Origin of the sequence: Metabacillus bambusae (genome assembly GCF_017497975.1) — a bacterium.
GTDB lineage: Bacteria > Bacillota > Bacilli > Bacillales > Bacillaceae > Metabacillus > Metabacillus bambusae.
Window position 1 is genome coordinate 97,729 of sequence record NZ_JAGDEL010000010.1, and the last position, 14,262, is coordinate 111,990.

A 14,262-nucleotide genomic window follows, 5' to 3' on the forward strand; every position below is an offset into this window, starting at 1 on the left:
GTATCTTACTGCCCGCTAAAGTGGGATAAAAATAAACAATAATTAATGACAGCACGTGCTGAAGGCCTGATTTTCCCCTTTCTCGGATCATTTATTGATTTAGATGGCTTTGTATTTACCTCAATGATCCAAGGATGACCATCTTGATCTAATGCAAGGTCAATCCCGAACTCACCAAACTCTCCACCAGCATGAAGACAGATACAAGTTACAATTTCTAGTGAAAGCTCGGCTAACAGTTTACGGAGATGAAGACTTTCGCTTTTACCATACAGTTCATTTAAAATATTTTTTATTTGGTAAAGCTCACCACCTCGTGCTAAGTTTGCAACAAACTGGTTTACGCTAGAAACTCTAGCTATGCTTGAGGAAACTTTCCATTGATGAAAATCCTTCTTATGGCATAAGAATCGAAAATCAAGTGTTCGATTTTGATACCTTTGTAAGTGGATCGTTTCTTGTAGCAAAAAGCCTTCTCTTTTTAGTCGAGGATAAAGGGCGGAAAAAAGTTGTTGAAAGCTCTCATATTCATTATTCATTTCACCGGAGAAAGTAGTGAAGTCAAGAAGGTGGGTTCCATCTTCTCTTTCCTTTACTCGGAAAATTCGTTTCCCTTGGCTGCCATTTATCGGTTTAATAAACAGATCTTTTTTATCTTTGAGCATATTCTCAAGATTGGATTTTGATTCTAATAAATGACTTTCAGGTAGAAAAGGTTTGAGATGCTCACTAGCAGCTAAAATTTGATGAACCTCCCATTTATTTAAAAATCGATCGTTAAAATAAGGGACCTTATTCTCAATAAAATCAGATGTAACATGTAAAAACGTTTTAGAGTGTTCAACTTTTCTCGAATGGATACGGTTGTGTACCACATCTGGATAGGGAACAATTGCTTCCTTCCACTGATTTTGATTGAAGTAGTACCCTTTTATTTGTTCTTTGTTGTAAGTCGATAGAGAAAAAATATAAAAGAAAGCACCAATTGCTTCACAACATGTAGCAAGCTCCTTGCAAAATTCATGAATGGACACAAAGCTTACTTCTTTATCAGTTTTTTTTATTTCGGTTAACAGACCGATTACAGGTCCAAGCTGAAGTTGATCGTGATTGATTAGCTTTCCTTGAAGTGATAAGGAATGTATAGGTAGGTGGATATCACTTAAAAGTTGTTCACTGAGAGACAAACTTAGACGATCCTCATTAATAAATACGATTGGACATTTCACAGTATGCATCCCACAGCCAATTTTCAATGAATATAGGTTTTTAGGTAGACCTAAATAGTTCCTAAGTTTTTCGCTCATTTCACATAAATAAGGCCTAGATGTATTTAATAAAGGTGTTATTTCAATGATTTTTTGTTTCATGGTAAACCCCTCATTTGATCGCCGTACGGACAAGCTCTATAATGTTCATAGGCAGATGTTCTATAACATCGTATGTTTTTTATGAAGGAATGGGGACGGAACTAGCTTAATTTTAATTGTATTTTCAAATTACATTTTAAAAGATTTAGTATGACAATAAGAAATTGTCTAAGCTTTAAATTATACGGGGTTTGAAAAACATTCATTTCAGTTGTGGTAATAAGCTATAGGGGTTTAGTACATAAAACTGGTGAAGTAGTGGAAGGTAGATGAATATGAACAATTTAACAATGACGATAGTAATGATTGTAGTTGGTGCAGCAATAGGTGGAGTAACAAACCATTTAGCAATTAAGATGCTTTTCCACCCTTATAAGCCGCTATATTTGTTTGGGAAGAGAATTCCTTTTACACCTGGACTTATCCCAAAAAGAAGACAGGAACTTGCAAATCAAATGGGTAAAATGGTTGTTGAGCATTTGTTAACAGCTGAAGGGATTAAGCGTAAGTTTATGCAAACACAATTTCAGCAACAGCTAATTTCTTGGGGAGAAACTCAAGTTAGAAAGCTTATAAACTCAGACAAAACAGTTTCACAGCTTATGTCTAATTTTCAAGTTGGAAATCCTTCTGAGCTAGTAAACTTTAAATTGAAGAAGTTTTTACAAAGCAAGTTTGTAGGTATAGTGGAAGACAATAAGGATAAATCCCTACAGGAAATGTTACCGAAGGAAATCCTTGATGATGTATATGTAGCCATTCCTAAGCTTGGAGAATTTATTACAGTTAAAGGAGTTGCCTATTTTGAAAGCAAGGATGGTAAGCAGCGCCTAGGTAAAATGATTGAAGATTTTCTTTCAACAAGAGGAATGCTTGGAAATATGATCGGCATGTTTTTAGGTAACGATAGTCTAATTGATAAAGTTCAACCAGAAGTCCTTAAGTTTTTGAAAAATCAAGAAACGAAAAACCTAGTAAGTACGTTAATCGCAAAAGAGTGGAATAACATTCAAGAGATGACGATAGAGGATATTGATCAGAAGTGGGAAATCATCCAAAAGGGATCAAATTTAATTGGGACAATTGTTGAAAAATTAAATGTAGTTGAGATGTTTACAACTCCGATATCCGTTTATTTAAAGCCAAATGAGGAAACAATCATTGGGGAATGGCTTCCAAAGGTTGTTGAAATGACAACCGGTTACCTCGTTACACATTTAGATGGAATGCTAAAACAGCTTAAATTAGAAGAGGTAGTTCGTGAACAAGTAGAATCATTCCCAGTAGAACGACTAGAAGATATGATTCTTTCAATATCACGAAGAGAATTTAAAATGATTACCTATTTAGGTGCGCTTCTTGGTGGGATTATTGGTGGATTACAAGCTATTGTTGTGATGTTTCTTTAAGTAATCTAGTGTTTTGACTTTTAAGATTAAATGCAAATTTAATAATAGTTTGTTATAGTGGAGAAAGAGCCTGCATGGGTCAAAACTTGAAAGGAGGCTCATCATATGTCTAACAATTTATATGATGTTGCATACAATTTAGAGAAAGCCTTGCGTGAAAGTGACGATTTTAAAGCGTTAAAACGTCTTTATGAAGAAGTTAATGCAGACGAGTCAGCAAGCAAAATGTTTGAAAGCTTCCGTAATATTCAATTAAATCTACAGCAAAAGCAAATGTCTGGAGAAGAAATCACACAAGAAGAAATTGAACAAGCGCAAAAATCTGTTCAACTTGTTCAACAACACGAAAAGATTGCTCAACTTATGGCAGCAGAGCAGCGTTTAAGCATGGTCGTAACAGAGTTAAATAAAATCATCATGAAGCCGCTTGAAGAAATGTATGGAAGTCTCTAAGTAGCGTAAAATACATAATATTTGTTGTAAGAAGTAAGCAGAATGGATCTATTATCATTCTGTTTTTTTGATGTCTAGGAAATTATAAAATTCTTGTACTGTGGATAAGCGCTTGGCATCCAGCTCCAGCGCCTAGCCCCTCTTGGGTCTACAGCCACTTAAGAATTGAAGGTAAAGAACACCTTCTATTCTTAAGCGTCTTATTTGCCCGAGGCTGTTCAAGGCGCTTGCGCTTTTGTTCTTTTGGCTCTGTTAAAGCTTACGGTTGATTTTGGCACTTTGTTGATTGGGAGCGAAAGGCTCCCGGACCCCCGCGGAAAGCGAACGCCTGCAACGGAAATCAACAACCAAGTTTAAAGAGACTTTGTTTTAATAAGCTAAAATGAGTGGAATGCTGTGATTCTCTGAAGAACTGCAAGAGAAATGTGAGTCTTGGGTAAAGCTTTGTCTCATACATAAATCACTACTGTTGTTCTATTTTTACTGAGAGGGACATAACCTCTTAATAGGTTTTTTACATCAGTAGAAGGGGGAACCACAGTGACTCATTATCGGTTGCTTGCATTAAATATTGATGGAACATTGCTTCGTTCGAATGGTCGCCTCCAGCCGTCAACGAAAGAAGCTATTGAGTATGTTAAGGATAAAGGGGTTTATGTGACTTTTGTGACAAACAGGCATTTTCAATCAGCGAAAAAGCTTGCAAAGGCATTAAAGTTAAACTCATTATTAGTAACTCACGGGGGAGCATTTATTTCAGATAATCTTGATGAGCCTATATTTGAAAAAAGAATTTCCGAAGAGATGACGTTTAATCTCGTTCAAGTGCTTGAAAATTTCAAATGTAATATCCGCATTACGCATGAACGCTTTTCAATTGGAAATAGAACAAAAATTGCTTCAAATTTACTTAGTAAATCAATTCTAAACACATCAGATTCGATGTTTTATCCTGTGCAATTTGTTGATTCATTAGGAGATTCTTTAAGAGACGAGCCAGTTGGAGCAACAAGGATTGACGTGCATTTTTCTAGTGAGGAAGAAAAAGAAGAGGCTGCTGAATTAGTAATTGAAGCATTTGATAAAATTGATGTTAGAGTGAATCAAGCGAAAAAGCTCGAGATCGTAAGAAAAGGCGTTTCAAAAGAAAATGGATTACGTGCTCTAGCTAGTCATTTGAAAATTCCAATTGAAAAAACAGTTGCGATTGGAGATAGCGAAGATGATATAGGAATAATTACTTCAGCAGGGTTAGGTGTGGCGATGTGGAATGCTCCATTCGAAGTAAAGCGAGCAGCAGATTGGGTGACTCGATCTAACAATCAACAAGGTGTAGCTTACATGATCAAGGAGCATTTTCGAAAACAACAAAGATTAGATTTCTTGCGTAAAATTAAGGTTGATAAATAAGAAAATCGACAGCACCTTAATTCGACTAGAACAAATAGGAAGCTGGAGCTAATTACTAAAACCAAAGTAAGAAGGGGAATGAAATTGTTTCCTCTTCTTACTTTTTTATAGGCACATAATCAAATAATTTACCTTCGTAAACGCAGATTAGTTGCTTATGTTTTCTAAAATCATCAGGAGTAACTAATGCCGGAAGTTTATCCCAGAGTTTAATTCCTGAGCGATGAAATACTTCTGCAACAAATTGTGAACAAAAGTAGGAATTGCTAAATTCAACAGGCTCATTTAAGGACACGCCCAACACGCCGATAAGATTATATAGAAACTTCTTTTGATTCTTTATAAAAACATTCAATACTCGCTTCATTTTTTCAATTTCACGTTCAGATACTTCGAGCTTATAAATCACACATGTTGTTTCAGGGTATTTACTATAGGTTCCTGTAAAAATATCTTCCTTTACAAATCCCCCATTAATTGGATTATTAGGGTTTTTTCTTCCGAAGCTATACATTTCCTTTAATTCTGCATCAAAAGCGATAGAGGCATGATTATAAGGTGCCTTTGTGTACTTTTTGATCGACTTTGTAAACAATGTTCCAGTATCTGTAAGTAATAGATAAACATAGCTTTTAGGTGTCATTGGAAATCCCTCTTTAACATTTTTCCATTTTATTCTATCCTTAATTATACATTATGCTTTACTATATGATCATTCTAATTTTATTTTGAGTGGGTGTGGAACATGGTTACAACTATTTGGACACTTTCGATCATTTTTCTAGGTTTATCTTTCGTTAGTATTATGTTTAATGTTTTGAAAAGGAAAGAGCCAAACAAGGATTTTTCAGCAGTATCTTTAAGGGTAAAAACATGGTGGGGGATGTTTGTTGTTTTTTGTATGGCAACATTATTTAATCCAGTTGTATCGTTGATCTCATTAATGATACTTTGCTTCTTTGGATTAAAAGAGTATTTTTCGATGATGAAAACTAGGAAAGCTGATCGCCGTTTATTTCTTTGGTCTTACCTAGCGATTCCATTACAATTTTATTGGATCTATATCGGATGGTATGGCATGTTTATTGTTTTCATTCCTGTTTATGTCTTCTTATTTATGCCATTGCCTAGACTATTAGGAAAAGGAACAAGTGGTTTTTTGCGTTCAGTTAGTTCGACACAATGGGGATTAATGTTGATGGTTTTTGGACTAAGCCACTTAGCCTACTATCAATTCGCGACACCGGAATATGGTGCAAACCTAGTGTTATTTCTTGTCGTATTAACACAAATAAACGATGTAGTTCATTATCTGATTTCGATTTACCTTGGTAAAAGAAAAGTAGTGCCTTCCGCAAATCCTAGTATTACATGGGAAGGTTTTATCGGTGCTGCTTTCATTACAACGAGTATTTCTTACTTGATTTATCCTTATTTAACACCACTAGATTTAACGTTTGGTATTTTGTCAGGAGTGCTCATTAGCTTAAGTGGTTTTTTTGGAAGTTTAACTATTTCAGTATTGAAGCGCGATTTATTGATTGGTGATAATGAAAAATTAAACACACTGAAAAAAAGCTATTTAACTAGAGTAGATAGCTTAACATACACTTCTCCTGTTTTTTTTCATGTCATTCGATACTTTTTTGATTTTATGTAAGTAGATGTAGAAAAGGGGCTGACAAATAACTAGTCAACCCCTTTTCATTTCTTATTCTTTATACCGCAAATATTGATAATTTTCTGTAGGTATACTTTCAATGATGTTGCCTGCTTCATCCTTAAAAACTTCATATTCGCGGTAAACCTCCACAACATATCCGTCATCCTCTGTCACATCAACTAGTTTCGTTTCTAGAGTAGCTATTTGCTGAGATTGATCATTTTCCTGCTCGGATGAAGTGGTAGCTGAGGCTATTTCTTCTGCTGGTAAAGGAAAACTTGCAATGGCAGCCTCTTTTTCAGCAAAGAGGGCAGAATCAAAGTAACCAATGATGGCAATTGTAGCAACAATAATAAAAATAGGAGCAAATTTTTTCAACAGTTGTTGCCTCCTAATTAATTTGGTTATCACCATTGTATGTTTGTCCTATGTAGGAATATGCCTTATTGTTTGTCTTGCTATGGAAGGGGAGTAATCCCTATTCAAAGCAAGCCTCAATCTCATCATCGTTAAATCAAAATCAATAAATTCATTGTCATTACATTTACACTCCTAACATCTAACATTGACCTGCACGGAGACTTTTCTGTACACTTAAAGAAGTTTTGAAAAAAAGATAAGGTGATAACTAAATGAAAATATATATTAAAGGGATAGATGACGAACGTTTCCATAGGCCACTTCGTTTAATCGGTAATTTGTTTTTTGAAGAAACCGAGCTCTGCTTTACAGAAGGCGATGCACCCCTTGAGGCAGAGTTTTTCATTGAAGAGAACAACGAGGGTGTTTCGATAAAAGGTTTTTTGCGTACGGAAAATGGAGAAGAATTTGTAGCAAGTAAAGACCGACAAATAGCTTCTCATATTGAGGGCAAGGATCGTTTAAGACAAGTGAAAAATACACTATCTTATGTTTATTTAATGATGCTTCAGAATTACACAGGAATTACTCAAAAATGGGGGATTCTCACTGGTATCAGACCTACCAAGCTCTATCATAAAAAAAGACAAGAGGGTATGCCAGAGGGTGAGATCCACCGCATGTTTAAAGAGGAATATTTGCTTGCAGATGAAAAGATTCAACTGATGAAGCAAATAGTTGAGCGACAATTACAGGTTATTCCTGATCTTGATTCATTGTCAAATGAAGTTAGTATTTATATTGGGATTCCCTTTTGTCCCACTAAATGTGCTTATTGTACGTTTCCGGCTTATGCAATCAACGGTCGTCAAGGCTCAGTTACTTCATTTTTAGGTGGCTTGCATTATGAAATGAAGGAAATAGGTCGCTGGTTAAAAGATAAAGGAATAAAGATTACAACTGTCTATTATGGTGGCGGAACACCAACAAGTATTACAGCAGAAGAGATGGATATGCTTTATGAGGAAATGGCCGAATCATTCCCAAATGTTGAAAACATTAGAGAGATTACCGTTGAAGCTGGAAGACCTGATACCATTACAAAGGAAAAGCTGGATGTTTTAAATAAATGGAAGATTGACCGCATAAGCATTAATCCACAATCCTATATACAAGACACACTAAAGGCAATTGGCCGTCACCACACTGTGGAAGAAACAATTGAAAAATTCCATCTTGCTAGAAGCATGGGAATGAATAATATAAATATGGATTTGATTATAGGATTACCTGGTGAGGGTGTTAAAGAATTTGATTATACCTTATCAGAATCAGCTAAACTTATGCCTGAATCATTAACTGTTCATACTTTATCTTTTAAACGGGCATCTGAAATGACTAAAAACAAGCATAGATATAAGGTAGCAAGTCGTGAGGAGATTAGTACGATGATGGACCATGCAATAACGTGGACCAACGAGCACGGTTATGCACCATACTATTTATATCGTCAAAAAAATATCCTTGGAAACCTAGAAAATGTCGGTTATGCCCTTAAAGGACAGGATAGTATCTACAATATTATGATTATGGAGGAACAGCAGACGATTATTGGCATTGGCTGTGGTGCGGCAAGTAAGTTTGTTCACCCAGAAACGATGAAGATTACTCATTTTGCTAATCCTAAAGATCCAAAGTCCTATAACGATGGGTTTAAGCATTATACTGATGAGAAAATTAAAATATTAGAAGAGCTATTTATTAAAGAATAAGGTCGATTTAAGACTACAGCAGTGCGATTCTTATGTGAGGATCACACTGCTTTTTTATTGTCTAGGAAATGATAAAATTCTAGTGCTGTGGCATCCAGCTCCAGCGCCTAGCCCCTTCTGGGTCTACAGCCACTCATGAATTAAAGGTAAAAAACACCTTTTATACATGAGCATCTTATTTGCCCGAGGCTGTTCAAGGCGCTTGCGCTTTTGTTCGGTTATTGGAATTTATTTTAAAATTGGTATCCAGATTTCGCTTTTAAATGTAGGTGAGGAAACATCCTTATGCTCGTTCCACAGGATTTCTGGACCTTCTGTTTGTTGATAGTTTGTTGATGGAAACCATTCAGAATAGATGCGTCCCCAGATATCTTGCAACGTATCAGGAAATGGTCCAACTGATTCGAATACAGCCCATGTTAAAGCAGGAACTTCAAGTTGTGTAAGGTCATCAGGACACTCATTAGTTGTTGCAACCCCTATATAATGATCGAGTTCTCCTTTTTCATCCATTCGTCCATCAGAAAAGTTCGATGATACTTGAAGAAGGCCTAAAGGCTCAACATTAGAAAGATTCTTAAGCCTATTTATTATCTCATTATTTAAAGTTCCCCACATAGCGGCAATCTCCGGATTTACTCCGTGGAAAATAATCGGGACTCTTTTCTTGATACCAACTATGCGAAAAGCCTCTTTTTCCTCTATACGGTAATTCATTTCACTTCCTCCTTTAATTGATAGTTGAAAGGTCATTCGTGGATAGGCTTTTAGTGATTGACCATTATTTCTGGCTTCTGACGGTGTTACACCATGCAAGCTTTGAAAGGCTCTTGTAAAAGAATCAGGTGAGCTGTATCCATATTTAATCGCAACATCGATGATTCTTAAGTTACTATTAGTAAGTTCAAATGCAGCATGTGTGAGGCGTCTGCGGCGGATGTACTCCGATAATGTAACACCCGCAAGGAAAGAAAACATTCTTTTAAAATGATATTCCGAACAAAAAGCCAGCCTTGATACTTCTTTGAAGTCAATATCATTCGTAAGATTTTCTTCAATATAGGTTAATGCTCCATTCATTTTTTCAAGCAAATCCATGTAAATGACCTCCCTCTCAACAAAAGAATAGCAGGTGTTGTAAGTATCTATCCGACATTTCGTGCACAATTATGCAGGGTTTGTTCACTTTAATCGAATGTAAGCCACGGTACAACCATAACAATTGTAATAGTTGCTGCAAACGAATTACACACGATTATCCGATAAAAATTTTATAGTTCCTTAATGATCTTTCTAAAAAAAGAAGGATTATGCTATAGCTTCTCCGAAATTGGTATATTGATATAAATTTTAGGGGTGAGTGGATGAAATATCAAACAGTGGATCTCGTAACAGAGGGGAAAACAGCTACATTATATTTGAATAGAGTGGATTCATTAAATGCAATGGACGTACAAATGATCCAGGAGTTAACAAACGTATTGAAAGAGGTATCAGCATCTGAAGTGAAGCTATTGTTTATCACTGGCAGAGGTCGAGCATTTTCAGCTGGGGGAGACCTAAAAACGATGTTATCGAATAAAGATGACACGGGATTTCAACCCGTCATGGAAAATATTAAAAACATGATTGTGACACTTTACACGATGCCTGCTGTAACTGTTAGCTTAATAAATGGAGCAGCCGCAGGATTAGGACTAAGCTTGGCATTAGCTTGTGACTATGTGATGGCAGAAAAACAATCAAAGGTAGCTATGAATTTTATTAATATTGGGCTTGTTCCAGATGGAGGAGGTCATTTCTTCTTAAAGAAAAGACTTGGTGAGCATCGAGCAAAGCAAGTTATTTGGGAAGGGAAATCGATAGCTACTAATGAAGCATTCCAAGTTGGTATTGTTGATGGGGTGTATGAAGGGGATACTGAGGAACAGCTTGAATTAGTGAAGCAGAAAATGGAGGCGCGACCATTAAAGGCTATGATTGCTTCAAAACTTATTTTTAGTAAGCAAGAATTACCTCTATTAATGGATACGCTCAATCTGGAAACGATGAATCAGCTTGAGATGCGTAGAACGGAGGATCATCGTGAAGGGGTAGCGGCTTTTTTAGAGAAGCGGGCAGCACAGTTTAAAGGTGAATAATATACAAAGTGAAAGGGGCTGAAGCTTTTAAAGTAAGCGATGCCTTATCTAGGCATCGCACCCGATACTTTTCGTTAATCTTTCCATAAGGCCTAGAATAAATTGATATACTCTATTTGACCTGACTCATGTTCTTTTTCAGCTTCATTCTTTTTTCCTTCTAGAATTTTTGAGATAAATGAATAGGCACTTTTTTGGTCTGTTAAAGTCTTTTCGTAAAATTCAGTAAGCGTATCTGGATCAAAAACAACAGCTTTAAAAGTGTTTCCGTCATTGTTTAATAAAAGTTTCACTGCGTCACCAAATTCCTCAGGTGGTCTTACTTTAAAAAAGATTTCGTGAGTAGATTCTTTGGTTCTAACATTATTTATTTTCTCGATGATTTCTGTATTCTCCATTGTAAAACCTCCTTTTCTACATACATCATTCTTATTTTGGTATTTCCCTATCATTTTAAACATAAAACCGGATGAGTTTTATTTTCATGTTCTGTACTTTTATCATTTAAATAAAGGGATACTAACGTCGAGGAGGAGGTGTATGTAGTGACAAATATAATTGATGGAATGGATCAAGCAAGATTTAGATCAAATGGTTCTAATCAAAATAAAGGTCAAAACAGGGACAAAACAGAGGAAAAGAAAATGCCTCTAGTTTTAAAGAATCTAAAGAATGGTTCATAATTGAGTGAGAGAGTGTAGATACACTCTCTGTCTTTTATCACTAGATGAAGAAATTTTGTAGTCTAGCTTCAGCAGTCAGACTTTGTTTTCAATAATCGGATGTTTAGACCTTTTGGATCTACTGCCGCTTAAGGATTGAAGATAATGAATACCTTCTATTCTTAAGCGTCTTATTGGCCCGAGGCTGTTAAAGACACTTACTGCTGTACCATTATTTACTTTAGCTTGCTCTTCTTAAACGGAACCTAAATCGTTTATCAGCCATTTCTTTTTATCGTCCAAATAAAACAAGTTTCCCAGCAGCCGAAGTACACCGATGTGTTTTATCTATCCAATTGTTTTCTTCCAATTTACGTTTCCCTATTTCCTTTGCTTCCTGCTCTGTTTGAGCTTCAAAGCTTTCATCTAAAAGTTTTTCTCCATTTTTCTCGAAAACCGTTAAATAGTACAAACCCATTCTCCCAATCCTTCCTGTAGTTAAATACTATCATTATATGATTATAATTCTTACTCCACATTTATTTTCCTGCATAATGATGAAACCTTTTCTTTGTTTATCCGTAATACAAAAAGGTAAGGAGGATGAGTATGAGTTTGAAAATTGATGGTGTTACAAAGAGCTTTGGTGCGCATACAGCTGTTGATCAGTTGTCAATTGTTATTCCTGAGCGAGAAATTTTTGGATTTCTTGGTGCGAATGGTGCGGGAAAAACGACGACATTTCGAATGATTTTAGGGTTATTAAATCCGTCTGATGGATTAATTACATGGAATGACAAAAAAATTACATATGATACAAGTGATCAAATCGGTTACCTACCTGAGGAACGAGGACTTTATCCAAAGCTTAAAGTAAAGGAGCAGCTTATCTATTTAGGTAGATTAAAAGGAATGTCAAAACAAGAAGTGCTGGTAGAAATGAATCATTGGCTTAAGCGATTTAAGGTACCTGAATATGCAAATAAAAAAGTTGAGGAACTTTCAAAAGGGAATCAACAAAAAATCCAATTTATCGCAGCCGTTATCCATAAGCCTAAGCTTTTAATACTGGATGAACCCTTTAGTGGATTGGATCCAGTTAATGTAGAGCTATTAAAGAAAGCCGTTGTTGAGTTAAAAGAGGCAGGCACATCGATTGTATTTGCCAGTCATCGAATGGAGCATGTTGAGGAACTCTGTCAGCATTTGTGTATTATGCACAAAGGTAAGCCTATTGTACATGGTTCACTCCGAGAGATTAAACGATCCTTTGGAAAGAAGAATGTCTTTGTCCAAGGTGATTTCGATATGAGTTTTTTAGAAGAAGTTCCAGGTGTGACAAAATATAAGAAAATTTCTGAAGGTGCCGAGCTTCAAATTGAAAATGAAGATGTAGCCCGGATTATTTTTCAGGAGCTTCAAAACAAAGGGTTTGTCCGTAAATTTGCACTTGAAGAACCATCTTTAAATGATATTTTTATTGAGAAGGTAGGTGCTTCCTATGAATAAGTTTTGGATTATGGTAGCACATACATACTTAAGTAAGATAAAAACGAAGTCATTTCTTATTACTACGTTAATAACAGTATTGATTATCTTCGGACTATCAAATATTTCTACAATTATCGAGGCTTTTGATAAAAAAGATGAAGCGAAATCGTTTGCTGTCCTCGATGAAACGAATGAATTCTATACAACCTTCGAAAATAATCTTGTTGCAAGCCAAATACAAATTGAACTTGAAAAATCAACACTTTCAGAAGCAGAACTTGATAAACAAGTGTTGGAAGAAGAGTTGGATGGCTTGATCATCTTAACACTTGATGAAAATCAACTTCCAACAGCAACAGTGAAGACATTGTCTATGACAGATAGTGAGGCTTTTACGCAAATCGAACAAGTACTCCAACAGACAAAGCTCGAATTTGGAAGAGAGAAGCTAGGGGTAGATTCAGATGAGTTAAACCAATTGTTTACACCTGTTGAACTCAATAAAGTGGCATTAGAAGATAATGCGAAAACAGAAGAAGAGTTAAACCAAGCAAGAGGGCTAGTCTATGTTCTATTGTTTGTCATTTATTTTTCTGTTATTTTTTATGCAAGTATGATTGCAACAGAGGTGGCAACGGAAAAGTCTTCACGAGTCATGGAAATTTTAATTTCTAGTGTATCTCCAGTAAAACAAATGTTTGCTAAATTAATTGGTATTGGACTACTAAGCTTAACGCAAATGTTTGTAATCCTTGGTGTAGGCTATGCATCCATTAAATCGCAAATCGATAATTTGAATGCAATGACAGGTGGGGTTTTAGGATTTAGTGACATTCCGACATCAACATTCGTTTATGCAATCATTTACTTCCTTCTAGGCTATTTCTTATTTGCGACCCTAGCCGCGTTCCTTGGATCACTAGTTAGTAGAATAGAAGATGTTCAGCAATTAATCTCACCAATGATCTTCTTGATTGTTGGCGCATTTATGATTGCGATGTTTGGATTGACTAATCCAGAAACACCGTTTATTACAATTAGCTCATATATTCCATTTTTTACGCCAATGATTATGTTTTTACGAGTTGGAATGTTGAATATTCCACCTTGGGAAATTGGGCTATCAATTGCTTTATTGCTAGTTTCAATTGCCCTGCTAGCTATCTTTGGTGCTCGTGTTTATAAGGGTGGAGTGCTGATATATGGGAAATCTTCATCTATTAAGGATATAAAAAGGGCTTTGACAATGACGAAGGATAAGTAGTTCATCATTATAAATTTATTAATTAAGTGAAGCAGCGATATGTTTTTCAAGATAAATAAATTTATATAGGGCAAGCTAATAGATCAGGTTATATCTTACTAAAATGAGTGTAAATGGGGCTAAACATTAAAAATATGTTAGTCCCATTTTTGTTTTTTTTTTTGCTGTTTTCGCAAACTTAGTTGCTATTTACCAAGTAATGCGGTGTGGTAGATTACAGCTCCAGATGCTCGCTTTCCGCGGGGCGTGCGGTTAGCCTCCTCGGCG

15 protein-coding genes are annotated in these 14,262 nt (G+C 35.8%); 9 read left to right on the forward strand and 6 right to left on the reverse strand.

Annotation, left to right across the window (positions count from 1 at the left end):
* Positions 1–5: 5 nt before the first annotated feature.
* Positions 6–1,370 (reverse strand): YheC/YheD family endospore coat-associated protein, encoded by a 1,365-nt coding sequence (locus I7822_RS14565; protein WP_207979346.1) that lies wholly within the window; start codon positions 1,368–1,370, stop codon positions 6–8.
* A gap of 275 nt (positions 1,371–1,645) precedes the next feature.
* Between I7822_RS14565 and I7822_RS14570 the strand changes: the two genes are divergently transcribed.
* The 3 genes from I7822_RS14570 to I7822_RS14580 all read left to right on the forward strand — a co-directional run bounded on the left by I7822_RS14570 (position 1,646) and on the right by I7822_RS14580 (position 4,642).
* Positions 1,646–2,779 (forward strand): DUF445 domain-containing protein, encoded by a 1,134-nt coding sequence (locus I7822_RS14570; RefSeq protein WP_207979348.1) that lies wholly within the window; start codon positions 1,646–1,648, stop codon positions 2,777–2,779.
* A 105-nt stretch (positions 2,780–2,884) separates the two neighbouring features.
* Complete coding sequence (locus I7822_RS14575) at positions 2,885–3,232, forward strand: YlbF/YmcA family competence regulator (protein ID WP_066336969.1); 348 nt, start codon at positions 2,885–2,887, stop codon at positions 3,230–3,232.
* A 540-nt stretch (positions 3,233–3,772) separates the two neighbouring features.
* Entirely contained in the window at positions 3,773–4,642 is an 870-nt protein-coding gene (locus I7822_RS14580) for a Cof-type HAD-IIB family hydrolase (protein WP_207979352.1), read from the forward strand.
* Between the two features lie 97 nt (positions 4,643–4,739).
* Here the strand turns inward: I7822_RS14580 and I7822_RS14585 are convergent, their stop codons facing one another.
* Positions 4,740–5,285 carry a C40 family peptidase gene (locus I7822_RS14585; protein WP_207979354.1) on the reverse strand — a complete coding sequence of 182 codons (546 nt, stop codon included), beginning with the start codon at positions 5,283–5,285 and terminating at the stop codon, positions 4,740–4,742.
* A 102-nt stretch (positions 5,286–5,387) separates the two neighbouring features.
* On the opposite strand from I7822_RS14585, the gene I7822_RS14590 reads away from it, so the two are divergent.
* The gene (locus I7822_RS14590) at positions 5,388–6,302 is read left to right on the forward strand and encodes a phosphatidate cytidylyltransferase (RefSeq protein WP_207979356.1); all 915 of its coding nucleotides are present in this window, start codon (positions 5,388–5,390) and stop codon (positions 6,300–6,302) included.
* A gap of 51 nt (positions 6,303–6,353) precedes the next feature.
* Here the strand turns inward: I7822_RS14590 and I7822_RS14595 are convergent, their stop codons facing one another.
* Complete coding sequence (locus I7822_RS14595; protein WP_207979358.1) at positions 6,354–6,683, reverse strand: hypothetical protein; 330 nt, start codon at positions 6,681–6,683, stop codon at positions 6,354–6,356.
* Positions 6,684–6,937: 254 nt separating this feature from the next.
* On the opposite strand from I7822_RS14595, the gene I7822_RS14600 reads away from it, so the two are divergent.
* Entirely contained in the window at positions 6,938–8,437 is a 1,500-nt protein-coding gene (locus I7822_RS14600; RefSeq protein WP_207979360.1) for a coproporphyrinogen III oxidase, read from the forward strand.
* A gap of 228 nt (positions 8,438–8,665) precedes the next feature.
* On the opposite strand, the gene I7822_RS14605 is transcribed toward I7822_RS14600, so the two are convergent.
* Complete coding sequence (locus I7822_RS14605; protein WP_207979362.1) at positions 8,666–9,535, reverse strand: AraC family transcriptional regulator; 870 nt, start codon at positions 9,533–9,535, stop codon at positions 8,666–8,668.
* Between the two features lie 266 nt (positions 9,536–9,801).
* On the opposite strand from I7822_RS14605, the gene I7822_RS14610 reads away from it, so the two are divergent.
* Positions 9,802–10,578 (forward strand): enoyl-CoA hydratase, encoded by a 777-nt coding sequence (locus tag I7822_RS14610; RefSeq protein ID WP_207979363.1) that lies wholly within the window; start codon positions 9,802–9,804, stop codon positions 10,576–10,578.
* Positions 10,579–10,670: 92 nt separating this feature from the next.
* Here I7822_RS14610 and I7822_RS14615 read toward each other — a convergent pair whose 3' ends face one another.
* Positions 10,671–10,976, reverse strand: a complete 306-nt coding sequence (locus tag I7822_RS14615; RefSeq protein WP_207979366.1) for a hypothetical protein — start codon at positions 10,974–10,976, stop codon at positions 10,671–10,673.
* Positions 10,977–11,123: 147 nt separating this feature from the next.
* Between I7822_RS14615 and I7822_RS14620 the strand changes: the two genes are divergently transcribed.
* Positions 11,124–11,261: a hypothetical protein gene (locus I7822_RS14620; protein ID WP_207979367.1), complete on the forward strand. Its 138-nt coding sequence runs from the start codon at positions 11,124–11,126 to the stop codon at positions 11,259–11,261.
* Positions 11,262–11,532: 271 nt separating this feature from the next.
* On the opposite strand, the gene I7822_RS14625 is transcribed toward I7822_RS14620, so the two are convergent.
* Positions 11,533–11,718, reverse strand: coding sequence for a YhzD family protein (locus tag I7822_RS14625; RefSeq protein ID WP_207979369.1), 186 nt, complete (start codon positions 11,716–11,718; stop codon positions 11,533–11,535).
* Positions 11,719–11,849: 131 nt separating this feature from the next.
* Here I7822_RS14625 and I7822_RS14630 point away from each other — a divergent pair, with 131 nt between their 5' ends.
* The gene (locus I7822_RS14630; protein WP_207979371.1) at positions 11,850–12,749 is read left to right on the forward strand and encodes an ABC transporter ATP-binding protein; all 900 of its coding nucleotides are present in this window, start codon (positions 11,850–11,852) and stop codon (positions 12,747–12,749) included.
* On the forward strand, positions 12,742–13,995 hold the full coding sequence (locus I7822_RS14635) for an ABC transporter permease (protein ID WP_207979378.1): 1,254 nt from the start codon (positions 12,742–12,744) through the stop codon (positions 13,993–13,995). The genes I7822_RS14630 and I7822_RS14635 overlap by 8 nt, the downstream gene beginning before the upstream one ends.
* Positions 13,996–14,262: the final 267 nt, after the last annotated feature.